Annotated in this window: 23 protein-coding genes and 1 tRNA gene; 12 read left to right on the top strand and 12 right to left on the bottom strand. The window is 38.5% G+C overall.

All coding sequences use genetic code 11. The annotated features are described in order from the left end of the window. Nucleotides 1-33 precede the first annotated feature (33 nt). From hflD to KTI78_RS00780, 7 genes are all read right to left on the bottom strand, one after another. A complete protein-coding gene (hflD, locus tag KTI78_RS00810; protein ID WP_016140362.1) occupies nt 34-765 on the bottom strand; it encodes a high frequency lysogenization protein HflD in 732 nt (243 codons plus the stop codon). Nucleotides 766-778: 13 nt separating this feature from the next. Then, nucleotides 779-1912, bottom strand: coding sequence for a tRNA 2-thiouridine(34) synthase MnmA (gene mnmA, locus KTI78_RS00805; RefSeq protein ID WP_005067972.1), 1134 nt, complete (start codon nt 1910-1912; stop codon nt 779-781). A gap of 4 nt (nt 1913-1916) precedes the next feature. Next, nucleotides 1917-2405 carry an NUDIX hydrolase gene (locus KTI78_RS00800; protein WP_016140363.1) on the bottom strand — a complete coding sequence of 163 codons (489 nt, stop codon included), beginning with the start codon at nt 2403-2405 and terminating at the stop codon, nt 1917-1919. 144 nt (nt 2406-2549) lie between these two features. After that, nucleotides 2550-3101 (bottom strand): gamma carbonic anhydrase family protein, encoded by a 552-nt coding sequence (locus tag KTI78_RS00795; protein WP_262444936.1) that lies wholly within the window; start codon nt 3099-3101, stop codon nt 2550-2552. A gap of 90 nt (nt 3102-3191) precedes the next feature. Next, nucleotides 3192-4340 (bottom strand): D-alanyl-D-alanine carboxypeptidase PBP5/6, encoded by a 1149-nt coding sequence (gene dacC / locus KTI78_RS00790; protein WP_016140365.1) that lies wholly within the window; start codon nt 4338-4340, stop codon nt 3192-3194. Between the two features lie 126 nt (nt 4341-4466). Then, nucleotides 4467-4889 carry an MCR_0457 family protein gene (locus tag KTI78_RS00785; protein WP_224991446.1) on the bottom strand — a complete coding sequence of 141 codons (423 nt, stop codon included), beginning with the start codon at nt 4887-4889 and terminating at the stop codon, nt 4467-4469. Between the two features lie 154 nt (nt 4890-5043). After that, complete coding sequence (locus tag KTI78_RS00780; protein WP_224991445.1) at nt 5044-5415, bottom strand: MCR_0457 family protein; 372 nt, start codon at nt 5413-5415, stop codon at nt 5044-5046. 101 nt (nt 5416-5516) lie between these two features. Between KTI78_RS00780 and surE the strand changes: the two genes are divergently transcribed. The 3 genes from surE (at nt 5517) to KTI78_RS00765 (ending at nt 8258) form a co-directional block, all read left to right on the top strand. Beyond that, a complete protein-coding gene (surE, locus tag KTI78_RS00775) occupies nt 5517-6287 on the top strand; it encodes a 5'/3'-nucleotidase SurE (RefSeq protein ID WP_224991444.1) in 771 nt (256 codons plus the stop codon). Between the two features lie 111 nt (nt 6288-6398). Next, on the top strand, nt 6399-7226 hold the full coding sequence (locus KTI78_RS00770) for a peptidoglycan DD-metalloendopeptidase family protein (protein ID WP_262444935.1): 828 nt from the start codon (nt 6399-6401) through the stop codon (nt 7224-7226). 102 nt (nt 7227-7328) lie between these two features. Further along, entirely contained in the window at nt 7329-8258 is a 930-nt protein-coding gene (locus KTI78_RS00765; protein WP_262444934.1) for a LysR family transcriptional regulator, read from the top strand. 50 nt (nt 8259-8308) lie between these two features. Here KTI78_RS00765 and KTI78_RS00760 read toward each other — a convergent pair whose 3' ends face one another. Next, nucleotides 8309-10927, bottom strand: coding sequence for a Lon protease family protein (locus KTI78_RS00760; protein WP_239975021.1), 2619 nt, complete (start codon nt 10925-10927; stop codon nt 8309-8311). Nucleotides 10928-11092: 165 nt separating this feature from the next. Here KTI78_RS00760 and KTI78_RS00755 point away from each other — a divergent pair, with 165 nt between their 5' ends. The 4 genes from KTI78_RS00755 to rpmE all read left to right on the top strand — a co-directional run bounded on the left by KTI78_RS00755 (nt 11093) and on the right by rpmE (nt 15210). Further along, nucleotides 11093-13279: an AmpG family muropeptide MFS transporter gene (locus KTI78_RS00755; RefSeq protein ID WP_262444933.1), complete on the top strand. Its 2187-nt coding sequence runs from the start codon at nt 11093-11095 to the stop codon at nt 13277-13279. Between the two features lie 2 nt (nt 13280-13281). Beyond that, entirely contained in the window at nt 13282-13683 is a 402-nt protein-coding gene (gene gloA, locus KTI78_RS00750) for a lactoylglutathione lyase (protein ID WP_005067992.1), read from the top strand. Between the two features lie 133 nt (nt 13684-13816). Then, on the top strand, nt 13817-14788 hold the full coding sequence (locus KTI78_RS00745) for a bile acid:sodium symporter family protein (protein WP_079284103.1): 972 nt from the start codon (nt 13817-13819) through the stop codon (nt 14786-14788). A gap of 197 nt (nt 14789-14985) precedes the next feature. Then, entirely contained in the window at nt 14986-15210 is a 225-nt protein-coding gene (gene rpmE, locus KTI78_RS00740; RefSeq protein WP_001200845.1) for a 50S ribosomal protein L31, read from the top strand. 63 nt (nt 15211-15273) lie between these two features. Here rpmE and KTI78_RS00735 read toward each other — a convergent pair whose 3' ends face one another. From KTI78_RS00735 to epmB, 3 genes are read right to left on the bottom strand one after another with little or no spacing between them, the layout of a single operon-like run. Beyond that, a complete protein-coding gene (locus KTI78_RS00735) occupies nt 15274-17385 on the bottom strand; it encodes an EAL domain-containing protein (protein ID WP_262444932.1) in 2112 nt (703 codons plus the stop codon). Then, nucleotides 17382-19127: a GTPase gene (locus KTI78_RS00730; RefSeq protein WP_224991575.1), complete on the bottom strand. Its 1746-nt coding sequence runs from the start codon at nt 19125-19127 to the stop codon at nt 17382-17384. Before KTI78_RS00730 ends, KTI78_RS00735 begins: the two co-directional genes overlap by 4 nt. Before the next feature lie 15 nt (nt 19128-19142). Next, nucleotides 19143-20159, bottom strand: a complete 1017-nt coding sequence (gene epmB, locus KTI78_RS00725) for an EF-P beta-lysylation protein EpmB (RefSeq protein ID WP_016140376.1) — start codon at nt 20157-20159, stop codon at nt 19143-19145. Between the two features lie 73 nt (nt 20160-20232). Between epmB and efp the strand changes: the two genes are divergently transcribed. From efp to KTI78_RS00700, 5 genes are all read left to right on the top strand, one after another. Continuing rightward, nucleotides 20233-20802 carry an elongation factor P gene (gene efp / locus KTI78_RS00720; protein ID WP_016140377.1) on the top strand — a complete coding sequence of 190 codons (570 nt, stop codon included), beginning with the start codon at nt 20233-20235 and terminating at the stop codon, nt 20800-20802. A gap of 166 nt (nt 20803-20968) precedes the next feature. Beyond that, on the top strand, nt 20969-23065 hold the full coding sequence (locus tag KTI78_RS00715) for a carbon starvation CstA family protein (protein ID WP_262444931.1): 2097 nt from the start codon (nt 20969-20971) through the stop codon (nt 23063-23065). Next, entirely contained in the window at nt 23065-23370 is a 306-nt protein-coding gene (locus KTI78_RS00710; protein WP_262444930.1) for a YbdD/YjiX family protein, read from the top strand. Before KTI78_RS00715 ends, KTI78_RS00710 begins: the two co-directional genes overlap by 1 nt. Nucleotides 23371-23538: 168 nt before the next feature. Beyond that, nucleotides 23539-23615: transfer RNA gene (locus tag KTI78_RS00705), tRNA-Val, on the top strand. Between the two features lie 233 nt (nt 23616-23848). Continuing rightward, nucleotides 23849-24484 (top strand): hypothetical protein, encoded by a 636-nt coding sequence (locus tag KTI78_RS00700; RefSeq protein WP_262444929.1) that lies wholly within the window; start codon nt 23849-23851, stop codon nt 24482-24484. Between the two features lie 81 nt (nt 24485-24565). Here KTI78_RS00700 and KTI78_RS00695 read toward each other — a convergent pair whose 3' ends face one another. Continuing rightward, nucleotides 24566-25441, bottom strand: a complete 876-nt coding sequence (locus tag KTI78_RS00695) for a zinc ribbon domain-containing protein (protein WP_262444928.1) — start codon at nt 25439-25441, stop codon at nt 24566-24568. Nucleotides 25442-26050 lie beyond the last annotated feature (609 nt).

Here is a 26050-nt window from a genome sequence, read left to right as displayed (position 1 = left end):
AAACATAAAACTAAAAAAATCTCGTTTATAGTCTTAAATGACTTGGTACTGTAAACGAGCAAGTGCTTGAATATCCTGTAGCAATTTACGTTTGCTAAAAATCATGTTCCATGAACTACCGCCGAGTTGTCGCCATAAATGGGCCATTTGCAAGCCAGTAAACAGACAAGCACGGATGCGGTTAGTATGGTTGGTATCTTTAAATGCTTCTGCATTACCACGAACTAAAATGCGTGGATTAATCTGCCCGGCAGTATCAACATAAGTTTGTGCCAAATTGGCTAAAATGCTTGGATGTAAATAGTTATTATCAAAAAAAGAAAGCTGTTTTAAAATTTTCTGCTGAGCTTTCTCAATGATTGCGACATATTCAGGATTGCTATAAACCTTTTTCTCTAGCTGTAAAAGCGACATCGCGTAGGACATTGGAAGTTTGGCTGTGCCCATTTTTGGAAGTCGAGATTTAGGCATGTTTGAAAAAGGTTGAGTAATACAATTTTCGAGGGTTTTAAGCCCTAAAGAAATATCAGCCAACTGATTAAAAAAATCTAAGGTTTGAACACCATTATTGGCTGTAGGTCGAATATTTAAACTTGCTTTAATTAACAGCTCAAAATAGAAGTTACCACTTTCACCAATACTTTGTTGACCCGTCATCGCTGTCATATGAGTAAGCTGGGTGGCCTGAAATACCCCAGCCAAGGCAAGGGCACGGTTTTGTCGAACATTCAAGGCTTGTGATTGTTGAAATGGTAACTCCACCATGCCATTCATTCCCTTAAATAAAATTTGGTGTAGGGGCATTTGTATGGTGAATGACACCCCCGCCTAAGCAAACTTCATCTGAATAAAATACAACGCTTTGACCCGGTGTAACAGCACGCTGAGGTTCATCAAACTCTACGCGTACACCGTGTTCAGTGTTTTCATCAATAAAAATTGTACATGCCTGATCAGGTTGACGGTAGCGTGTTTTTGCTGTGCAGCGTAATCCTTCCACAGGAATATTTTGTTCACCCGCTACCCAGTCAATTGACTCACTCCAAAGCTGAGTGCTTTGCATGAGTGGATGTTCATGTCCCTGACCAACAACGAGGCGATTATTATCTAGATCTTTATGTAGTACGAACCATGCACCCTCAGCTGCACCTTTCAAACCACCTAGACCAATTCCACCACGCTGACCGAGCGTATAGTACATCAGACCGTGATGTTCACCAACTTCTTTACCTGTATCAAGTACAATTTTCCCCGGTTGAGCGGGCAAATATTGTTTAAGGAAGTCATTAAAACGACGTTCCCCAATAAAACAGATTCCTGTTGAGTCCTTTTTCTTAGCTGTAGCAAGATCAAGTTCTTCAGCAATTCGGCGTACTTCAGGTTTTTCGATTTCGCCTACAGGGAATAAAGTTTTATTAATTTCTCTACCATGAACAGCGTGCAAGAAATAGGTTTGGTCTTTGTTGTTATCTACACCACGTAATAATGGTGCATATGCTTCGCCTTTAGAGTTATATGCAGTTTCACCACGACGTGCATAATGACCAGTTGCGATAAAGTCTGCACCTAAAGTCATAGCATGATCTAAAAATGCACGGAACTTAATTTCTTTATTACATAAAATATCGGGATTTGGTGTACGTCCAGCCGCATATTCAGCTAGGAAAAGTTCAAACACCCGATCCCAATATTCCATAGCAAAGTTTGCTGTATGAAGCTTAATACCGATCTTATCAGCTACTGCTTGAGCATCGGCTAGGTCTTCCATTGCTGTACAGTATTCCGTGCCGTCGTCTTCCTCCCAGTTCTTCATGAAAAGACCTTCAACTTGATAACCCTGTTGAAGTAAAAGTGCTGCAGAAACAGAAGAGTCTACACCACCAGACATACCGACGATGACACGTTGTTGCATAGGACTAGGCATCCAAATGAGAAGTTAATGAGGGAGAGAAGGGGTGCTCATAAATAAGCGATAGAGGATAATGGTGGCCTTTCATGGCATCTTCAACTGCTTTTAGCACAAGAGGACTACGGGCACGGGCAGATTCTTTGAGTTCATCTGGTGTCATCCACACAGCAGCGACAATATCTGTATCAAGTTGAGGATTACTTTCAACTTGAGTCACATGCGCTAAAAAACAGAAGCGGTAATATGTGCGATCGGGAAACATGGGTGGGGTATAAGTATAAATACCAAGCAAGGCATCAATTTCAACATGATGACCTGTTTCTTCAAGTGTTTCACGAATAGCAGCTTCTGTTAATGACTCGCCACATTCCACATGACCTGCAGGTTGGTTAAATACTGTGTGTACAAAACCTTCGCTATGCTCTTCTACAAAAAGATAGCGTCCGTCTTTTTCTACGACTGTAGCAACAGTGACATGAGGAGTCCATGCGGCCATAAAAAAGCACCATGATTTAAAAGACGTATAATACGAAATTTAGGGGTTTTTGGCTACGGTGATCTGCTAAACGATATGAGCAATACTACAAAACCATATTGTTTAAAAATCAGAAATTTTACTACTTACCATCAAGATACATAATTAATCGTGATTTGCTTGTGCAGCTTTATGATTATTTTGCACTTTTACATAATGTCTTGCTGAATAAGGAAGAAATGCGAGTTCTTTTTCAGTCAGTGGGCGCACTTGTTGTACAGGGCTTCCTACATAGAGATAACCACTTTTTAAGACTTTGCGTGGTGGCACTAAACTGCCTGCCCCAATCATTACATCATCTTCAATAACCACGTCATCTAGAATAACGGTGTTAATACCGACTAAAACACGGTTACCGATAGTACAGCCATGTAAAGTTACGTGGTGGCCAACGGTTACATCTTCACCAACAATCAGAGGTGAACCATTCGGTTTTGCATCATTTTTATGGCTAACGTGCAACATACAATGGTCTTGTACGTTACTGTTTTTACCAATTTGAATACTATTTACGTCACCACGGATGACTGCAAAAGGCCAGACAGAGACATTTTCAGCTAAGCTAACGTCACCCACCACAACAGCCATGTCATCGATATAACAGGTTGCATCTACTTGAGGGTGGTGTTCAAGATAAGGACGAATGTTCTTTGCCATGATGAGTATCAAAATAAAATTTAGTCGAATTATAAAATAAAAAAGCACTCAGGCTAAATAGCATGAGTGCTTAATTCACCTATTCAAAAATTAGAATAAGTTACTGAAGAATTGTTTGATATGGTCGATTAAACGAGCAAAGAAGCTTGCTTCTTCAACTGGCTTTAATGCAACTAAAGGTTTCTCAGCAATTACTTTGCCATCTAGGCTAGCAACAAGTTTGCCCACAACTTGACCTTTTTGAAGTGGTGCATTTAAGTTAGGTTGAACCACTAACTGAGTTTTAATGCCATCAGCTTTACCTTTAGGCATAGTCACACTAAAGTTTTCAGCCAAACCAACTTGAACTTCATCTTCTTTACCAAACCAAACTTTTGCTTTTGCAAGAACTTGATTCGCTGGTTGAACATTTGCAGTTTCAAAGTTAGCAAAGCCCCAAGCCAGTAATGTACGCGTTTGATCTGCACGTTCAGACATGCTTGGCGTACCAAAAATCACTGAAATTAAACGCATTGGACCACGTTTACTTGACGTAGTTAAGCAGTAGCCCGCTTCATCTGTATGGCCTGTTTTTAAACCATCTACACTTGGGTCTGTGTAAAGCAAGGCATTACGGTTACCTTGTTTAATACCATTAAAAGTAAATTCTTTTTCAGAGTAAATTGGATAGTATTTTGAACTGTCTTTAATAATATGTTGCGCTAAGACAGCCATATCTTTTGCAGTTGAATAGTGACCTTCAGCAGGCATACCGGTTGAGTTAATAAACTGAGTGTTTACCATGCCGATACGTTTTGCTTCCTGATTCATCATATGAGCAAACGTGCCTTCATTTCCGGCAATATGTTCAGCCATTGCTTTCGATGCATCATTACCTGACTGAATAATAATACCGCGGAGCATTTCTAGAACAGTCGCTGTACCGTTTAAAGGGACATACATACATGATTCAGAACTACTTCCTTTACACCACGCAGACTCGTTCATACGAACCTGCTCATTTTCAGTCAGTTCACCTTTTAATAATTTTTGTTCAATGATGTAACTGGTCATCATTTTTGTCATAGAAGCAGGTGCAAGCTTTTCGTTTTCATTTTTAGAAGCGAGAATTTGTCCTGTCTCATAATCCATTAATACATAAGACTTATTATTTAATTCTGGCGGAGCTGATAAGACAGTTGCTGCATAAGAAAAACTTGGTAAGAGGAGTAGTGCAGCAATAGCGCTTTTTCGAGTCATTCTAGGTAATTCCAATATCTTGTATGAAGCAGAAGAGCCTAGCATTTTAGGATAAAGCAAAGCCGACTTCTATGGGGGAAGTCGGCTTTTTCAAACAGTATTGTAACTCAAGAGTTTTTTACTAATTTAGTTTTGCGATTGATATGCTTTCACGTCTTGGCAAACTAATGTATTTTGCTCATCACCCGCAGCTTTTGCATCTTTACGCGCTTCTTTTAAGTATTTTTTGAAACCTTTGTCTTTGCTACGTTTTTCTAATGCAGAAACGGCATCCGCTTCATTTGGTAGATAGTCTTTCACTAAGCGTTCATAGCCTTGAGCAAAATCGGTATCTTTTTTACCAATCAAACTTGGGCAAATTTCAGAAAGCACTTGAATTGCAGCTAATTCTTCAGGAGTTGTGCCTTGTTGTGGAGTCACTTCAACAACATTTTCATTTTCGGTTTTCTTCTCAGTTGTTTTCTTCTTATCAGCAGCGAAACCAACTGTTGCCATGCTCATAAGTAAAACCAAAGAGAGCGATTGAACTAAGCTTTTCTTCATAAACATCGATAACTCAAAATAAAATTTTTAAATATGCGGTTAGCTTAACCAATTTAGATTTTAAAAAAATGGAAAAAATGTATTGTTATGTTGGTTTTCTGCTTAATACTAAGCAGAAAACCAAAAATGAATAAATCCCTATATCTAAAAAGAGCAAGATCTATTCTTTATAATTGACGATCTCTTCGCAGAGCTCATGTTGTTCATGATGGTCCATTTGCTTTGCCGTAAGACGTGCTTCATTTAATAGAGTTTTAAATTCAGCATCGTTTTGTAGAGTATTTAAGGTCATTGATTTATTTGAATAACCACTTAGATACATTGCAATAATTTTTTGAGCATTTGACTCAAGTTTTTTATTTGTTCCGACGAAAGCTGGGCAGATTTCCTGTAAAACTTGCGTTGCGGCAATATCATCTTTAATTAAGCTATCAGCCTCTTGTGTTGAAATGTCCTCATCTGCAAAAACCGCTTGCGTACACAATGTGATACTGATCCCCAATACCTGAAAAAAAGGAGCGAAAGTTTTCATTTTTTCACAATTTTATAATGCTATGGAGGCATAAATATATATAATTCAACAAATAATTCAATTGTGAAAACCTTTAGGTTTATTTGTAGAGAAAGATTTTAGTGAATATTTTAATTGCGAATGATGACGGTGTTTTTGCGCCAGGTATACAGGCTTTAGCTGAAGCATTAAGACCGCTTGGACGCGTGGTTGTGGTTGCACCGGAAAGTGAAAGAAGTGGTTTCTCGAGTGCATTAACATTGGATCGACCATTACGCCCAATTCAAATTGCCGAAGATGTCTGGGCAGTAAACGGTACACCAGCAGATTGTGTTTATTTATCCATGAATGGTTTGTTTGATTTTGAGTTCGATTTGGTCGTAAGCGGAATCAATAGTGGCGCAAACTTGGGTGATGACGTTTTATATTCAGGAACGGTAGGGGCTGCATTTGAAGGCCGTTTAATGAAACAACCTGCAATTGCCGTGTCTTTAGCAGGTCCTGATGTGCGTGCCTATAACAATAAAGAAGATTATGCTCAGGCTGCTCAGTGGGTACATGATTTTATTGCAAGCGGTTTACCAGCTTTGCCTCCGCGACATATCTTTAATGTCAATATTCCTGATGTGCCACAGTTAAAAGGAGCACAGATTACGTATCAAGGACGTCGTGCTCAATCTAAACCGATTACCAGTCACGTCGATCCACGAGGTCGTCAAGTTTACTGGATTGGTTTAGCAGGTGAGGCAGTTACAGATCCGCAGCGTGTTTCAAGTCAGATTCAATCTGATTTCTTTGCGGTTGCAAATGGTTATGTAAGTGTTACACCGATTCAAATGGATGCAACAAATTACGCCGTTTTAGAAGATTTACAGCTCAGTTTGAGTCAATAATCTGCTTCAAATGTTATAACTTTGTGAATAAAGAAAAAGAGGAACGTGTTTCCTCTTACTTTTTTGGTACTCTTAGCCGAAATGATTTGTAGCATTTAGTGAGGGAGATCAATGCATTTAATTGGGCAACAAAGCAGAGTGCATATCCAAAAAGACAAAATAATGAAAATTATGATGTTGTCTGTAGCAGTAGGCTTTACTGCGGTTATGGCGGGATGTGCTTCTAAACCACAAATTAATAATAGTTCTCGCTATGCAATGGCCCCTAACTATTACACAGTTCGTTCAGGTGATACTTTAAGTGGTATCGCAATGCGTTATGGTCTGGACTATATCAGTATTGCCGAAATGAATGATATTGCTCCACCATATCGTATTTATGTTAATCAGTCTTTGCGTTTGAAGAAAGGTTCTTCACCAAAAACGGTATCTACGCAAGTTATGGCGCAGCCTGAGCAAATCAAGCGTCAAACGATTGCTTTACCAACTACACAACCTGTTACACCAGTAACTCCGCCTGCAACGACCGCACCGTCAACAAATACGACAGTGACTTCGGTTGCACCAAATTCTAGCTTACGCTGGATAAAACCGACCAATGGACCAGTGATTCAAGGCTTTAATTTGGCAAATAATGTCAAAGGAATCCGTTATGGTGGAAATCAGGGCGATCCTATTTATGCCGCAGCGGATGGTCAAGTTGTCTACGCAGCCGATGGCTTAAAAGAATACGGTAATCTGGTTTTAATTAAGCATATTGATGGTTATATCAGTGCCTATGCTCACAATAGCAAGATGTTGGTGAAAAGCGGTGACAATGTAACTGCTGGACAAAAAATTGCCGAAATGGGTTCTACTGGGGCATCTCAGGTCATGCTTGAGTTCCAGATCCGTCTGGATGGAAAACCAATTAATCCTATAAATCTTTTACCAAAATAGCTAATGCATAAAACTTAGGTTTCCTCGTATAATATAATTGGTTGCTTTCATTACAACAATAAGCATTTTTTTATAAATTTAGAATTAGATTTGAGGAAACCTATGTTAGATCAGCTTCGTGCGATGGGTGTTTTTGCTTGTGTGGTTGAAAAAAGTTCATTCAGTGGTGCGGCACGTGAATTAGGAATTACAACAAGTGCGGTGAGCCAGCAGATTCGCTCCCTTGAGCATGAAATGGACGTAATTCTATTACACCGTTCCACTCGTAAACTTAGTTTGACAGAAGCCGGACAGGCTTTTTTTTCAAGCTGTCAAGAAATGTTGGCAGCTGCTGAAAGGGGAAAAATCAGAATTAATGAATTGAGGGATGACTTAATTGGGGATTTGCGTATCGCAACAACTCCTGATTTAGCAGTTCAACACCTCATTCCTGCATTATCTCACTGGATGTCAGCTCATCGCGGTTTATCTGTGCATTTTGAAGTTGGGCATCGTTATATCGACTTAATTGAAGAACGAATTGATATTGCAGTACGCATGAGTTCTACTCCGGTAGAAGAAAGTAGCTCTGTCATTCCAATGGCTTTTGTCGATCAAATTTTAGTGGCTTCTCCAAGTTATCTAAATCAATCTAGTCCAATTGTGCATCCTCATGATTTAAGAGCTCACGAGCTGTTGTCGATTAATGTGATGAATGAATCACACAATTTCCATTTTCAGCATGTAAAAACGGGTGAAACGCTTAATGTTGAAATGCAAAGCCGTTTGCAGAGCAATAATTTACAAGTTGCAAAAGCGTTATGTCAGCAAGGCCATGGTATTGCACGAATTTTATATTTAGATGCTCAAAAAGAGTTAAAAAATGGTTCTTTGATTGAACTCATGCCTGATTGGAAATTGCCAACTTTTACGTTGTATGCAGAAGTTGCCAAGCATGATCAACAACCCATGAAAATTCAGCGCTGTGTTGAAGCACTTAAACAATATTTTAGTCAGTTAGCAGGAGGGCGAGCGATCCAAATCGTCCGCTAATTTTCTAAGACTAAAAGTAAAAGGGCCTGTTTATTACAGGCCCTTTTTTATTACTTTTGTTTTAAGGTTGCAACTTCCTCTACACTTTCTTGCGGCAGATCTTCCGCCGTAAGCTCTTCATGCTTCTTGATTTTTTTCTTATTTTTCTTTTTCTTTTTTGGTTCCTCTTCAACTTCAGCACCATCTTCGATTGCTTGCCAGTACTCAAGTTGTTCCATTACAGCCGCATAAATTGAGTGTTTGCTGTATTTACCTTTTTTATCAAGTGTACCTACTGGGCGAGCCATTAAGATTTCAAGTGCCTGATCAATCGTGTCAATCGCATGAATATGGAATTGGCCGCTTCGAACAGCATCGATTACATCTTGGCGTAACATTAAATGCTGCATGTTTTGACGAGGAATAATGACACCTTGCTTACCCGTTAGCCCTTGTAATTTACAAGCATCATAGAAGCCCTCAATCTTTGCATTTACACCCCCAATTGGCTGAACTTGTCCTAACTGGTTCATTGAGCCTGTAATTGCCCAAGATTGATCAATTGGTAACTGGCTAATCGCAGAAATCAATGCTGAAAGCTCAGCTACAGTTGCGCTATCACCATCGACTTGGCCGTAGCTTTGTTCAAATGCAAGCGCAGCAGAGAAGTGCAAAATTTGTTCACGACCAAAGTGAGCTTTTAAGAAGCTAGACATCAGCAACACGCCTTTGGCATGCAGTGAGCCACCGAGCTCTACGCTACGCTCAATATCAAGAATATCACCGCCACCTTGATAAACAGATGCCGTTAAACGTGAAGGTAAACCAAATTCAACATCTGCATAATGAATAACGGAGAGAGCATTGATCTGACCTAGACGGTAACCTGAAGTCTCAATTAATTGAGTACCACGAGAAAGATCCTGCCAGTAAAGCTCTCTTAAATAGCCTAAGCGATATTGTCGGTGTTGTAGCGCTAGGTTAATATGTTGTTCTGTAACGATCTTATCATCAGCTTTAAACGCATGGTGATGTGCTTCTCGAATCAGATCACCCAAAGTAGAAGCATGCAATGATAATGAGCTTTGATCTTCTGCTTGTCGGCTAGAATCAGTTAATAGAGCAGCTAAAGCACTACGGTCAAACGGTAATAATTTATCGGCTTGTACGTAGTCAGCAATCAACTGCATATAAGCTTGTTCATTGGTTTCGTTACGTTGCAGAGTATCGGTAAAATCTGCACGAATTTTAAAAACACTGCCAAGTTCTGGTTCTAGCTCCAAAATTTCATAATAAATTTCAGGCTCAGCCATTAAAATCACTTTAATGTCGAGTGGGATTGCCGCTGGTTCAATCGATATACTGCCTGTTAAGGTGAGCATGTGTTCGAGTGAAGACAATCTAAGCTGTCCAGATTTAAGAGCGCGTTTTAAACCTTGCCACGCATAAGGTTGTTCTAATAACTGCTCCGCCTCCAGCATTAAAAAGCCACCATTGGCTTGATGCAAAGAACCAGGACGAATTAAGGTGAAATCTGTGGTAATTGTGCCGTTATGAGTGAGCTGTTCAACATGACCTAGCAAATTATAATGCGTTGGAAAGTCTTCAAAAATAACAGGAGCACCACTATTTGGCTTGTTCGCTACAATTACATTGGCTTGATAACGCGCGGGTACACGATTGAACATTGAAGGCGCAAAGTCATCTTCATCTTGTTCTAAAATTAGTTCAACATTCTCAATAATATCTTGAGCATATTGTTTTAAATAATCTTCAAGCCCTTTAACCTGACCATATTTATTTAAAATAAGGTCCATTCTTGGCATAACGACTTGTGTCGCAATATCGCGATTTAAAACAGATACTTTGTCGCGAGCATCATCTTCTAAATCACCTAAATGTAAGCCAAGACGTTCCAGCTTTTTATCCATGTAGCGGATATTGGCTGCAATTTCGGCACGTTGCTTACTATTAAGTGCATCAATTTCTGTTTGGGTGAGCTCTTGAACCTGATCATCTTTTACTTGCACAGGTACAAAGCCATGCTTTTCATTGCGAGAGATGAGTTTTAAGTCGAGCTCTTCGCCTTCTTTGGTTAACTCGACAAGCGCTTCTTGCTGCTCATCTCCAGTTTCCTGACGAATTCGTTCAATACGATTATGATAAGTCTCGGCGCTAAAACGGCGTTCAAGCTGTTTTAAAATAATTTGCCAAGCTTGATGAAGTGCTTGTTGAAACTTTGTACCTTGACCCGCTGGAAAACGCAGCGCAATCGGTTGACGTGCCTGTTTAAAATTATAGACATACACCCAGTCATCAGGTGTTGGCATCGTTTTGGCGTGTTGCTGTAGCAAACGTTTAATCATGGTACGTTTGCCTAAACCGGCAGTTCCTACAGCAAATATGTTATAGCCTGAATAGGGCAAAGAAATTCCTGCCTCTACAGATGCTTTAGCACGATCTTGACCTAAAAAGTTATTAAGCGGTTTGATGCGTTTGGTTGAAGCTGGAATTTTTTCAAAATCTGGAATATGTGTTAGTTGTTCGGGTTTTAAGGCTGTTTTATCTAAGGTCATTTTTATATCAGGTTGCTCAAAAGCTGAAGGAAATGCATTTACTGTGACGTTTGTGGTGTTTGTTTTAGCGAGTGATAAAGTTGAGATAGTCACTTGATCAAGTTTTTGTGTCACTGTTGATATCCAGCAAAAGAAAACGAAGGTTGAAGCTTAAAGGTATACAGGTTTAGCATAAAATATCAAGCAAACTTGCCGTTTTTATCGCCAAAACAAAATTGATTGCATAAAGAATCTTGAAAGCAATTGTAAGAAGAGTTTGAATAGGCACATTTATAATTTATGGAAAATAAAAAACGAATGACCACACAAGCTTCGGGTTGGGTCTCGGCTTTTAAAGCATTTTTAGATCGCCGTGCATTAATTATGCTGTTTCTGGGTTTTTCTGCCGGAATTCCAATTTTATTAATTTTCTCAAGCCTTTCTTTATGGCTTGGTGAGGCGGGCATTGATAAAAGTGCAGTCACTTTTTTTAGCTGGGCGGCTCTAGGTTACTCTTTTAAATTCGTATGGGCTCCTCTTATTGATGAGCTACCTGTGCCAGTCTTAACCAAGATGTTAGGCCGAAGACGAGCTTGGTTATTGATTGCGCAGTGTTTGATCGTTTTGGCTATTTGTATTATGGCTTTCTCTGATCCTGCTTTAGGTCAAAGTTATCTTGTTCAAATGGCGGTAGGTGCGGTACTACTTGGTTTCTCGGCAGCGACCCAAGATATTGTAATTGATGCTTACCGTATTGAATTAGCAGAAACAGAAATGCAAACGGTATTGGCATCTACCTATAATGCGGGTTACCGAATTGGGATGATTGTGGCTGGAGCGGGAGCATTATTTTTAGCTGCCCACTTGGGAACGGCTAAAGGTAATTACATTTACGAAGCTTGGAAAACGACTTACCTAACTATGGCTGCCGTAATGTTGGTGGGTATTGTAACGACTCTGCTTGTTCGTGAACCTCAGGTAAATCGTGTTTATAAAAACTATAAGAGTAGTGATTACTACCGTTTGGTTATCGTATTTTTTATTGCCGTTATTTCATTCGTAGTGACTTATATTTATTCGGGGCAAGTTACCGAAGCAATTTCACAAGCTGGCAATATTAAAGACAGTGCTGCATTATTTGGCTTAGAAGCACTAAGATTTTTAACAGCAACTGGGGCAGCTATTTTTGTGGGCTACCTACTCGTTAAAATCGGTGTGGTTAACCAGCAAATGGCTAAAGAGACGTGGATTGCACCAATTCTAGATTTCTTTAAACGTTATGGTGTCAAGCTTGCATTAGTGTTGTTGCTACTTATTGGTTTCTTCCGTATTTCAGACATTATTGCTGGCGTCATCTCTAATGTGTTTTACCAAGACCTAAACTTTAGTAAAGAACAAATTGCAGAAGCAGTAAAAATCTATGGTGTGTTATTTAGTTTAGTCGGCGGTTTCTTAGGCGGACTTTTAGCACAGCGCATCAACATTATGAAACTCATGTTTGTTGGTGCTGTTTTGGCAAGCTCTACCAATTTAATTTTTATTGGACTGGTAAAATCTGGTCAGCCTTTAGATATGGTAGATGTAAAAGTTGGTGGACATAGCTATCAAGTCAAGCCAGATGAAGTCGGGTTATGGAAATTAGAAGTCCCAAGCTCTGCTTTTAGCGGAACAAAACAAATCGAAGTAAAAGCTGCTTATGCTGCACAAACTGATGTAGCACCTGTCATCCGTACTCAGCCATTACTTACGGCTGAGTCAGCTAAATTACCTCTACAAATTTTACCTGTCATGGGAAATGATCAGGTTTCATTAAAAGAGGGAGAAGGAAGTGTTGTCGTCCGTGGACAATATTTTGGTCAAGCTTTAACTCCTACCCAAAAAATTATTATTAGTCTTGATGGGCAAAAATTTGATGCAAAAATGACTGACCAAAAAGGTGTTTTTAGTGCAGCCATTGATGCGAAAAAATTAGTCGCATCGACCAGTAAAGAGCTTCATGTAGCTGTAATAGAGGGTGAACAAAAAATACTTTCTGCATCTCATCCATATGCTGTTAACCCAAATCTAAAAGCACCAAGTGAACTTGATGTGAATATTGATCCGATATCGTATATTGATCCGCTTTCTGGTCAAACAGTTGAAATTAGCGGTAAGGTCATTAAACCATATAGTTCTTTATGGCTTTATTTTGCCATTATTGTCGATAATTTGGCTTCTGGTTTGGCTGGTGCAGCATTTATTGCATTCCTTTCAAGTTTAACCAGTGTTTCGTTCACAGCTGTTCAATATGCAATCTTTAGTTCACTCATGACACTTACACCAAAACTTTTGGGTGGATATTCAGGTACCATAGTGAGTAATATTGGTTACCCAAAATTCTTTTTGATGACAACTCTTATTGGTATTCCAATCTTGATCTTAGTGGTTTGGGTTGGAAAACTGCTAAAAGATCATCAAGCACATGAATCAGAAAAGGCAGGTGAATAGACATGCGAATGCTTCATACAATGTTGCGAGTAGGCAATCTAGAACAATCTTTAAAGTTCTATACCGAAGTATTAGGGATGAAGTTACTTCGTAAGCGTGATTATGAAGAAGGGCGCTTTACACTGGCATTTGTTGGCTATGGCGATGAAGAAACCAATACCGTGCTTGAGCTTACCCATAACTGGGATACATCAAGTTATGATTTAGGTAATGCTTATGGTCATATTGCCATCGGTGTTGATGATGCCTATAAAGCGTGTGAAGAAATTAAAGCACGTGGTGGCAAAGTTGTGCGTGAAGCGGGTCCAATGAAAGGTGGTGTTACCGTGATTGCATTTGTTGAAGATCCGGACGGCTATAAAGTCGAATTGATTCAACAAGATGCTAATGCGACTAATAACTAAAAATTGACTGTGACGCTTTAAGATTTAATTCTTAAAAGTCTAGCTTTATTTTTTTAGCCCAGTATGATGAAGGCTTGACCAAATGGTCAATTTATCAACTGGGTTTTTTATTTATCTAAAATAATCATAGGATATGGCTATGCTGAAGTTATTGGCGCTTGATCGATTTACAATTTTATTGGTTGGAATGGTACTACTCGCAACATTCTTTCCAGTCAGTGGTCAAGCAGCACAATATTTCAATACACTGACCACAGTCGCGATTGCAATTTTATTCTTTTTACATGGTGCGAAACTATCAAGAGAGGCGGTGATTGAAGGCATTTTGCATTGGAAAATGCATGTACTTGTCTTTGCATTTACTTTCTTTATTTTTCCAGTAATTGGTTTATTGGCTAAGCCCATTCTGTTACCTCTATTAGGTCAGCAGCTGTACTGGGGTTTTTTGTTTATGTGCTTTTTACCCTCTACAGTTCAATCTTCTATTGCATTTACATCTGTGGCAAAAGGGAATGTGGCTGGAGCGGTGTGTAGTGCATCTTTTTCCAATTTGATTGGTATGTTTATCACACCAGTATTGGTGAGCTTTTTTATTTTAGGTCAAAGCCAACATGGGTTCGATCCAACGGCTTCAATTATACAAATTACATTATTACTGTTAGTACCATTTATTTTAGGTCAATTATTACGTCCTTATATTTTCCCTTATATGGCAAAAGTTCCAAGCATTGTTAAAGCATTCGATCAAGGTTCAATTTTGATGGTGGTGTATGGTGCATTTAGTGGGGCTGTGGTTGCAGGGCTTTGGCATCAGGTGAGCTGGAAAACTTTACTCATTCTCACAATTGCATGTTCAGTGCTTTTAACGGTCATTATGCTATTAGCACTTTACTTACCGCGTGCTTTAGGTTTTAACCGAGCAGATCAAGTCACGGTTTTCTTTTGTAGTTCAAAAAAGACTTTGGCAAGTGGTGTTCCGATGGCGCAAATCTTATTTATTGGTCAGCCTTTAGGTATGATTGTATTACCTATTATGATCTTTCACCAAATCCAATTAATGGTGTGTGGGGTGATTGCAAATTACTGGGCTAAATCGAAAGATTAATTCGCAAAAAGAAATTATTTGACGTATAATGTTGCCCACTTGTTGTGCTTAGCTCTAACCCTAGAGGTTTCGGTGGGCCAAAAGAATGGTCTGTTGTGGTGTTGATCTGCTCATTTTGAGCCTGTCCTCAACTGAAGTTGAGAGTGATCAATTGCGATGACAGCTTAAGCCTTTCTTCCAATTAGGAGTAATCGACGATGCGCGCCGATATTCACCCAAAATATGAAAAATTAGTTGCAACTTGTTCTTGCGGTAACGTAATCGAAACTCGTTCTGCTTTAGGTAAAGAAACTATCTACCTTGACGTATGTTCAGCTTGCCACCCATTCTACACTGGTAAGCAAAAGAATGTAGACACTGGTGGTCGTATCGACAAATTCAAACAACGTTTTGCTGGTATGTCTCGCTCTATCAAGCGTTAATACTGCAACACGAAACAAAAAACGGGCTTTATGCCCGTTTTTTGTTTTTAGCGTACAAGCCCATTATTGGTCTTGTACGTCCGTTAAACGATCAAGTTTTTTCTGAAAATATTGGCCTTGCAAGAAACGAGCTTCTACATTCCAAGCATTTGCAAATGAGTTCATGTCATTAAGTTCACTCAGTAAAATCCCGACTGGTTTTACAGTTAAATAGTTCAGAACCTTTTCTTGTAAGCGAACTAGACCATCATCTGAGTTTAACAGCTCTGTTTTCTTCGATTGCAGTTTTAAATATTGAACATCAAGTTGTTGCAATATTGATTCGCTATACATAGAAGAAGAGAAATCCCGAATCGAAATTTCTGCGCCGTGTTGACGCAGGCGAGCAATGTGTTGCTGAGCAATTGCAAGATGAGGTTGAATCGCTTGTTCTGAAAATTGTAAAACCAATGGGCTTTCAAGCTTGCTACCAATAATGGTGAGTAGTTTTGAAATCAGCTCAGGGAATGACTTATCTTTGAGCAAGATATCAATATTCAAGTTGATAATCAGTTTAGCTTTAGGATACTGAGTAATAAAATTATGTAGTTGCTTACACGCCTCGACCAAAATCCAGCGATCTAGTTGAATAGAAAGCTCGCTGTCTTCTCTTAATTCAGCCAAGTCGTTTATGTCATACCATTGTTCATCACTAATAAAACCACTAGTCACTTCATAGTTATGAGTTTCCTGATCATGCTTGTCGTAGATCTGCTGATATTTTAAATGAATTTCACTTCGCGCTAGTTGATGCCTTAATTGCTGTAATACAGATGATTGCAGAGGAGCATCAACATGTTGAAGGCTTAGATCAAGCGATATAGGCGAGTTGGCAGGCTCAGCAGCGACAATATCAATCGTTGGTGCTAACTCAATTTCTGATTTCGCCTTAGGTAACTTTTGCTGATGAGTTTGATCAAGTAACTTTGTAAAGCTATCTTCATTTAAAGGTTCAGTTATTGGGGCATAACTCAGCTTAAACTGGACCGAGTAGTTAAGCTCATTAATCTTTAATAAATGCTCTTTCTGCAAACTTTGCAGACTAACCAGTTGAGAGTTAAGAACACTACTGTTTTCAGCTTGTAAAACTCCAACATACGCACCAAGTTCGATATTGAAAATCGGTATTTGCGCGTGCTCTTTTAAGAAACTTTGTAACTGGTTGAAATATTGTGCAGGGGTTTGCCAATCTTGTTGAAATACTCGTTCTGGGCACTGATTTAAGCGAAACAAAATTAATGCATTGGCTTGAGCAGGGTAGGTCGATAGATGTCGATTAATTTGTTGCCAAACTGTTTGTACACCATCAGTCTTTTCGGAAAAGAGTGTATTTGCTGGTGTTGCCAAATCCAGTTGGTAGTCAATGGTCAACTGTACGGCATCTTCTTCCTGACTAGGAATAAACTCTAGTTTTAGCGCGTTATTACCTGAAATTGCTGCATGTTGGCTTTGAATTTCAAAACGTGCTTGATCGAACTGGCCTAATGAAATTTTCTTAAATCTTTGTTTAAAAACATTTAAATCATTAGGTTGTAAAACATCTAAGATAGGCAGACCAATAATCTCCTCTTCTTGTTTAAAGCCAAAAAGGTTGAGATATTCTGTATTTGCTTTGACATGCATGCCTTCTTGAAAAAGGGCAACTGCTTTATGGCTGTTATTGACCAATGTTTGTGTATGGGAGTGAATCGTTTCTAACTCATTGGTCAGACGTTGTTCGGTTTGTAATAACTGGCTATATGACAAGGTCCGAATAAGAGTGATATAAAAATAATCTAATGGTTCTAATGGAACTACATCATAAATGCCTTTTTGAATATAAGCCTGATATTGCTGAGGTTGATAATCTTCAGGTTGTAATAATAAAACAGGTAAATTTGGCTGCTCAGATGCTTGAATGAGGGAGAGAGTTTGTTCAATTTTTAGGTCATAAGCGCGACCAAAAATAATAGCATCCCACGGCGTATTTAACTGTTTTTCAAAACTTTTTAAATCATCAAGTAATAATGCCTGAACTTGATAATCATTCCCCAATAATAAATTTAAAATCTGGTTATAACGTAGCTGGTTGTCATCAATAATGAGTAAACGTGTTTCAGTACGTTTTAACTTTTTAGATAATAAAGAGTTTCTCACTTTAGTGCTTCCCATAAATCTTGGCTGCTAGAGTTATTACCCTTTTTCATCATGAACTGATCAAGCAGGCCTTGTTGCTGCTCATTCAAAAGTTCGAAATGAAATTGAATAAAACTTTGCGTAATGAGTTGTGCTTTGAGTAGATACACTTTGATTTCTTCTGTCCCCAATCGTAAATGAATTGTTTGTTGCTCTCTAAAAATTTGAGAGCCCGGTAAAATAAGCGTGTTTTGTATTTCTTCTAGATTTTGTGTTTGTAGTAATAGTGCGGGATGATAGTTGCGAGTATGGCGCTCAGCTTGAATATGTACTGCGCAAGGGAACATGGCTTGTGACAAGATCTCTAAACCTAACTCCAGAGATTTTTCAGTTGATTGCTTAATCCAGCGAATCACGCCACCGCGCCATTGTCCGTGCAAAGTCTCTTTAACTAAAATGTATTCACCGGTTCTTAAGTTTTTCGGTGCTTCGCCAGACCATTTAATACGGTATCCATTGACACTAATATCAAGAACAGTGGTTTGATAAATGGTTTTGCTCTCACGGCTCAAGCGTTGATAAGAGCTGGTTTGTTGTTCTTTTTTCTCTAAGTTAGATAAAACTTTAGATTCGCTTTGCAAGTTATAGTTATGGTTAAGCTGTAATGTTTCTTCAAAGTTCTTTGCTTTTGATAGATAGAAGTGAGCAGTGCTTAAACCGAAACAAATTTGTAGTTCTGCATTGTACTCATAACGTTCATGACGACGTTGAGCTGTAGTTCCTAAAATCGTTTGTACATGAAACTTTAAAGCTGGACTTAAATAAAACTTTTCATTCTTAGAAATATATTGAGCATTTTTATGCATGGTTGCAGTGACATGCTCAAGTAAGGCTTGCGTACCTATAAAGATGCTCGGATTAAAATTAGAGCTACGCTTGGTATTATAAACAGGTGGATGATCTTTATTTGGGTCGACGACGTATTTTGTTAATGCGGTATCTTTCGGCAAAATATGAATCATTCTTGCCCAGTCAAAACTACATTGAAATAATGCCTGAATCTCTGACTGACGAATCTGGTTGGTATTTAAAATATCGAGCAAAATCAGTTGAGCATAGGCCTGAGTGATATTTGCTAACGGGTGGTGGATACCCTGAATATGATTGATATTTGTCAGATGGTATTTGTGTTGAACAGCGGTTTCATAGAGCTGATGTGCAATTAACCATTGTCCTTTAAGAGGCTCGCTATAGAGCATATGCTGCTGATATAGAAGACTCGTTAACTGTTTTAAAGCATGAAAAGTTGACAGAGTACGCGCCGTTTGCAAATTCTTTTTTTGCTTATAGGCAAAGAGTGAAAACTTTTGATGCTGTAGTTGCTCATGACTATTTTGCGCAATATTCAAATAAATACTGGCGAAATAGCAGCGGAGCAACATTGCTAATTCAATAATATGTTCATTACGATCTGTACTAATAACACCTTGGTTAAAGAAGTTTTTTTCTAGGCTCGCGAGCACATTATTAATGGTTGGATGAAGCGTTTGTATGAGATCAAAACGTAGAGTCTCACTACATTTTAATTCATTGAGTTCTAAAATGGCTGTGAATAATGCTTTTGACGTATCACCGAGTTGCATAATAGAAAGGGTAGTAACCCATTCATTAAGATCTTTAATATTGGCTTCACAAAAGCTTAACCGTTCACGAGTGAGTGCGGTTTGATTGTGAAAAATGTCTGACAGCGCATTATTCATCATCACTTATTATATAACTCAAAATGTTGTGGCCCCAAAAAGCGGTGTTTTATTCTTTTCGCCCGCAATTTCCCTGACAAGTTTAGGAACCAAATACCCCGGTAGGTTCGCTAACACGTCACGATAGATCTCATCTATCTCAGATGAATCTAAATCAAAATGTTGTGCACCTTTTACTTTATCTAAAACATGTAAGTAATAAGGCATAACGCGAGCTTCAAATAAACGATAACTTAAATCGACTAAGGTCTGTGCAGAATCATTCACACCTTTTAGCAATACTGCCTGATTCAGTACAGTAATATGATGCTCAGATAACTGCAACAATTTTGAACAAGTGAAGTCATCGAGTTCAGAAGCATGATTTGAGTGTACCACCAGAACTATACGCAGCCTACTGTTTTTTAATAAAGAAATCAGCTCTTCGTCGATCCGGTTAGGAATAACAATAGGGACTCGTGAATGAATTCTCAGAATCTTAATTTGTTTGAGAGATGATAGGCGTTCTAACCAAAGTGCCAATTTACGGTTAGAAAGTGTAAGGGGGTCGCCACCACTTAAAATGATTTCATTGATGTTCGGGTTTGCTTCAATATAATTTTTAATATTTAGCCAGTCTTCATTTTTCGGTAAGTTTTCTTGATAGGGGAAATGACGACGGAAGCAATAACGACAATGGACGGCGCAAGCACCTGTCAAAGTCAGTAAAAAGCGTGATTTATATTTATGTAATACACCCGGTAGTTGATTTGCTGCTTCTTCGCCCAATGGGTCAGTGACAAACTCAGGATGTTCTTCAAGCTCTAAATGATGGGGTAATACTTGTAGCAAAAGCGGGTCAAGCGGGTTTTTAGCGTTCATTTTTCCGACGAACGCGCGAGGAACACGCAATTTAAACTTTTCAGAAGCCAGAATCGCACCCGATAATAGCTGTTCTGAGGATAACTCGAGTAGGCTTAGCAATTCAGAAGGATCAGTAATAAGGTCACTCAGTTGAGATTGCCAGTTTTGCTCTTGGTATAAATAGTTTATCATTTGACACGATTAAGATAATGCAACAACGCATTATATCGCATAGTTGACTTGTTAAGTTTGGAGTGTGCCTTTCATGGCCTATTATTCTACAAATGATTTCAAAGCAGGCCTTAAGGTTATGCTTGATGGTAACCCATGTTCAATCATGGAAAACGAATATGTAAAACCAGGTAAAGGTCAAGCGTTCAACCGTGTAAAATTACGTAACCTTAAAACCGGTAAAGTATTAGAAAAAACTTTCAAATCAGGTGACTCTTTAGAAGCTGCTGATATTGTTGAAGTTGAAATGGATTATCTATACAACGATGGTGAAATGTGGAATTTCATGGATCCTGTATCTTTTGAGCAAATCGCTGCAGACAAAACTGCAATGGGCGATGCTGCTAAATGGTTAAAAGATGATTCAAATGAAAAATGTACAATTATGTTGTTCAACGGCGTACCTTTAACAGTAAACCCGCCGAACTTCGTAGTATTAAAAATTGTTGAAACTGATCCAGGCGTACGCGGTGATACTTCTGGCGGTGGCGGTAAACCAGCTAAGCTTGAAACAGGTGCGGTTGTTCGTGTTCCGTTATTTGTTCAGCAAGAAGAAAGCGTTCGTGTAGATACTCGTACTGGTGAGTATTTAGAGCGTGCATAATAGTTAAAAAATAAACTATTATCGAAGGGATGATGTAAATCATCCCTTTTTTTATGCGAAAGTATAAGAGGAAAAAAATTAAAGGAGGAGTAGAGTCACAAGGATTACGCAGAGAACAGTACATAACAATATAAAAATGCTGTAGTTATTTATTGAGAGGTTAAGAATGGACACAATGCAAGCGAAATCTACGCTTCCCTCCAAGCTGGTCTGGAGCCTAGTGGCAATTATAGGTGCAATTTCTTTTGGGATGCTGGCACTCAGCCGTGGTGAACATGTCAATGCGGTTTGGCTTGTACTCGCTGCAGCATGTGTATATAGCATCGCATATCGATTTTATAGTCTATTTATTGCAACTAAAGTATTTGAATTAAACCCAAGACGTTTAACCCCAGCACATCGTTTAGCCGATGGTCTGGACTATGTACCCACCAATAAATATGTGCTTTTCGGTCACCACTTTGCTGCAATTGCAGGAGCGGGGCCGTTAGTTGGACCAATTTTAGCTGCACAAATGGGCTTTTTACCAGGAACGATCTGGTTACTGGTCGGTGTGGTTCTGGCGGGTGCGGTACAAGACTTTTTAGTTTTATTTATTTCAACGCGTCGAGACGGTCGATCGCTTGGTGAAATGGCAAAACAGGAATTAGGTTCTTTTGCCGGGATTGTTGTCATGCTCGGTGCGCTTGGGGTAATGATTATTATCCTTGCGGTACTGGCTTTAGTTGTGGTGAAAGCACTTGCCCATAGTCCATGGGGTGTTTTTAGTATTGCAGCGACGATTCCAATTGCATTATTTATGGGCGTTTACATGCGTTTTATCCGCCCGGGACGTATTGCTGAAGTTTCTATTATTGGCTTCGTCTTAATGATGCTTGCCATTGTTTATGGTGGACATGTTGCAGCAGATCCTTATTGGGGTGAATTTTTCACTTTAACAGGTACACAACTCACATGGTGCTTAATCATCTATGGATTTATTGCATCAGTTTTACCTGTCTGGTTATTGTTAGCACCACGTGATTATCTATCAACCTTCCTTAAAATTGGTGTCATTTTAGGTTTAGCAATCGGTATTGTCATTGCATTACCTGAATTGAAAATGCCGGCAGTGACTCATTTTATTGACGGTACTGGTCCTGTTTTCTCAGGTAGTTTATTTCCTTTCCTATTTATTACCATTGCCTGTGGTGCTATTTCTGGCTTCCACGCGCTTGTATCAAGTGGCACCACACCAAAACTCGTGAATAACGAAGCGGATATTCGTGTGATTGGTTATGGCGGCATGCTCATGGAATCTTTCGTCGGTATTATGGCGATGATCTGTGCAACTGTCTTAGACCCGGGTGTGTACTTTGCGATTAATGCTCCTGCGGCTGTGCTTGGTACAACTGTAGAAACTGCGGCAGAAGCTGTGCGCAATTTAGGCTTTGTCGTTACTCCTGAAATGCTAACTTTGTTAGCTCAAGAAGTGGGTGAAAGCTCAATTCTTTCACGTACGGGTGGTGCGCCGACCTTTGCGATTGGTATGGCACATATCATTTCGGAAATTTTTAATAGCCGTGAAATGATGGCGTTCTGGTACCACTTTGCGATTTTATTTGAAGCATTATTCATTTTAACTGCTGTAGATGCAGGTACTCGTGCTTGTCGTTTTATGGTGCAAGACACGGTTGGTATTGTTATCCCTGCTGTTAAATCATCAAGTTCATTCTTTGGTAATTTAGTAGGAACAGCGGTTGCTGTAGGTGGATGGGGCTTCTTCGTTTATCAAGGTGTGATTGATCCACTCGGTGGTGTTAATTCCTTATGGCCTTTATTTGGTGTTGGTAACCAAATGTTGGCTTCGATGGCGCTCATTTTGGGTACAGTCATTCTGTTTAAAATGAAGAAAGAAAAATATGTTTGGGTGACGATCATCCCAACAATTTTCTTATTTGTAACCTGTATGACTGCGGGCTGGCAAAAGATTTTCCACGAAAATCCAAAGATTGGTTTCTTAGCGCAAGTTAATAGATTTTCAGATGCGATTGCTCGTGGTGAAGTTCTTAAACCTGCTCAAAGCATTGCTGAAATGCAGACGATTGTGTTGTCGAATCAGATTAATGCTGCGCTTTGTGGCTTCTTTATGATTGTTTCGATTGTCATGATTATTGCTTCAATTGGTATTGTGCGCCGTGCTTTAGCAAGCCCTAAACCGACTGTAAACGAAGCGCCAGCTGTATATGCCGATCCGGAAGTGGTCACCCCACGAGGAGAGTAATGATGAATTTTAAATTTGCAAAAAATGGAACTGTCATTATTGCGAAAATCATCAAAATGACGGTGCTCTCGCAAAAAGAGCTATTTCTTTCTCCAAAGAACTGGTCGCGCATTGCAACCTTGTGGCAGCGTTTGCAGCAAAGTTTCCGACTGATGGTGGGTGTGCCAGATTATCAGACTTATCTGGAACACATGAAAGCTCATCATCCTGATTTAACACCCATGGATGCAAAGACTTTTTATCGTCATTGTGTCGATGCGCGTTATCCATCGGCAGGCGGTACTTTGAAGAAATGTCCTTGTTAAGTTGAGAGTTAAATTCAGCTAAACAAAACGGTATGTGGTTAAACCATGTACCGTTTTTCTTTTTGGGGAAATGAAAAAGAGTTTGCTTAAAGTCTGCTCATTTGTATTTTTTTCAATTGAAAATCACTTGTTTTGCTTTTGAAAAATGAATATGATGCTTTCCATTCTAGGTGTATAGCTCAGTTGGTTAGAGCGCTACGTTGACATCGTAGAGGTCTCCAGTTCGAGTCTGGATATACCTACCAAGATTTAAAGTCATATAAACTCGCATAGCTTTATATGACTTAAAAAAGCCCTGAACTATAATGTTTTAGGGCTTTTTTTATTGGTTTCATAATTTAATTTCAATTTCTATAATAAAGCTTCTATTCAAAGTGCTTTTTTTTTCAATATTCTGATAGCCTAAATTAAATTATCTTAGATAGAAAAAACTAGATAAATAAGCAAGGAAAAAAAGCCTAGGGGAGGGTGATTAAGCATGATTCAAGAGAAGTTAAAGAGTGCATCAATAGTCGATTTATTGACGATTATTACTCCTTTCGTAATTATTATGGGGCTAATGCACAAGATCGGTATATATACATCAGAACAGATCAATGCTAGTTGGTTCATTTCCATATTCACTCCAATAGATTTTATGATTTCAGATCTAACAATCTATTTTTATTTTGCTACTTCTATTATTTATTTAGAAAAAGTAATTTTTACTTCTGAAAGAGCACCAAAAGTAGAGCTATTTTGGGCAAACTTAATGTTAATATCTGCTTATGCAAGTATATTTTTAACGCTTTTCCTAACTCATAAGCCATATGATTCAATTTTGAAATTTTACGTATATATAGCATGTAGTTTAAATGGATTTGGTTTTTTACTTTTAAGTAAAAATGTAGGCAAGCTTTTAGGGGCTGGTCTTATTTTACTTGTCCCTTATCACTCTGGTCTTGAACATGCAAAAAAAATAGATGATAAAAGCTTGCCTATAATTGAACTAAATGACAAAAAAACTTGGCATTTACTTGATAAGCATTCAGATCAAATAATTCTTATTAATAGTTTGAAGTCTAAAAATGAATTTAAAATTGTTGAAATGAAAGAAGTTAATTTGCTTAAATAAATACTAAAATTTCACTTATATTTATTAATGATACGTGATTTAGAAGAGAACAATATAAGATACAGTTCTCTTCTTTTATATTTATTCTATTTTTGAGATTTCATCTTTTCCTTCAGGGGGGATATAGCATTTCACCTTATGTGGAAGTTCTCTACCTAGATCATTTTTTGATTCATACAGTACAGATACGACAATATTTCCGTTGCCTTGCGCTTTAAATGTATCAATATTTCCATATTTAATTGATAAGGGATGCGTTTCATTAATTCTAATTAGTTGCTTACATCGGCTTATAGATTCATCTATATCTACTGATTTTTGTGCCTGCGAAAGTAGTGGCTTATCTTCTTTTATTTGTTTTTCTGAAATATAAAAATGTTCACCATTTATACAATTAACATAAATAACAATTTCTTTTTTTGGTATGCTCCTTGTGGTGGAGATACCTGCTGAGTCTATAGAGTCACAGGTATTTTCGCTATTTGCGACTTTTTGTACTGCTACTTTTTCTACGTTAGTAATTTTCTTAACCCATTTACTTCCCCATTCAGCATAAAGCTTAGGGAATTGATCTTTTGTATAGTCATTATATGCATATTCACTAATAGGTTTCGCTGAAGATATATTGCTTTTATCTCCGATTTTATTATTTGAGTTCGTCTCTGAGCCAATATTAGCGAAGAGCATTATTGGAATACCTAAGATGATAACCCATAGTAAAAGATTAAAAAGTTTAGTACGTACCTTTGAGTTTTGAGACGAAGATATTTCTTGTGAGCTGCTGGAAAGGTTGCTCTTATGACTTAGCATATCAGGCAAAGGCGGAGGCGTTGTTCTTGCTGCATTTGTTTTAAGAAATGGGTTTCTAAGATTTTCAATAGGAAAACCACAGTGAGGACAACTTTTAGCTTGATCACTAATTTCTTTCTTACATTCTGGGCATGATATTAAAGCCATTTTTCCCCCTTTAATAAATTAAATATAAATTTGTTTTTGATGTTTAATATTTAAAACCTAAGCACACTAGTTGATGGAGTGGATAAATATTTAAACCTATAATACCTAAGAACTATATATAAAACACAAAAAAGATCAGATGCTGAAAGACAAAATCACATTTCAACCTTCCCCAATCCCCCCTTTATAAACCCTACATTAACAATAACTAACTCATTATTTATCCTTACTTTTTAATGATCTATTTTAAAGCAAATGTAATTTTGTGTGCTTGACTGCAAAAGGGCAGAGCACTATCCTTTGCCTGCTGGCCACATTGCCAGCCGGCTTTGACAGGCTGTTCTTTGAGTACATTGAAAAAAATCTTTTTTTTAATGTAGACCCGTTCGTCTCCCTTTTGTTGCGGTAGGACGGAAGGGGGACGCCTTTGTGCGTGCTGGGTTCTCAAAGCCAGTCTGTCAACCCTCTTTCGTTCTGCCACCATAATTTTAATGACTTGGCAGAACTCCCAATAAAAAGGAGTTGGCTTTGCATATTCATAATTTCTTGGCAGCCTTTGCCAAAAGCTATAACGACACAACTTAAATTTTAAAGCAGTTTGAGTATCTA

Origin of the sequence: Acinetobacter sp. WU_MDCI_Abxe161, from assembly GCF_025514355.1 — a bacterium.
GTDB lineage: Bacteria > Pseudomonadota > Gammaproteobacteria > Pseudomonadales > Moraxellaceae > Acinetobacter > Acinetobacter pittii_E.
The sequence above is the reverse complement of the archived record's forward strand: the minus strand, read 5'-3'. Positions and strand labels throughout refer to the sequence as shown.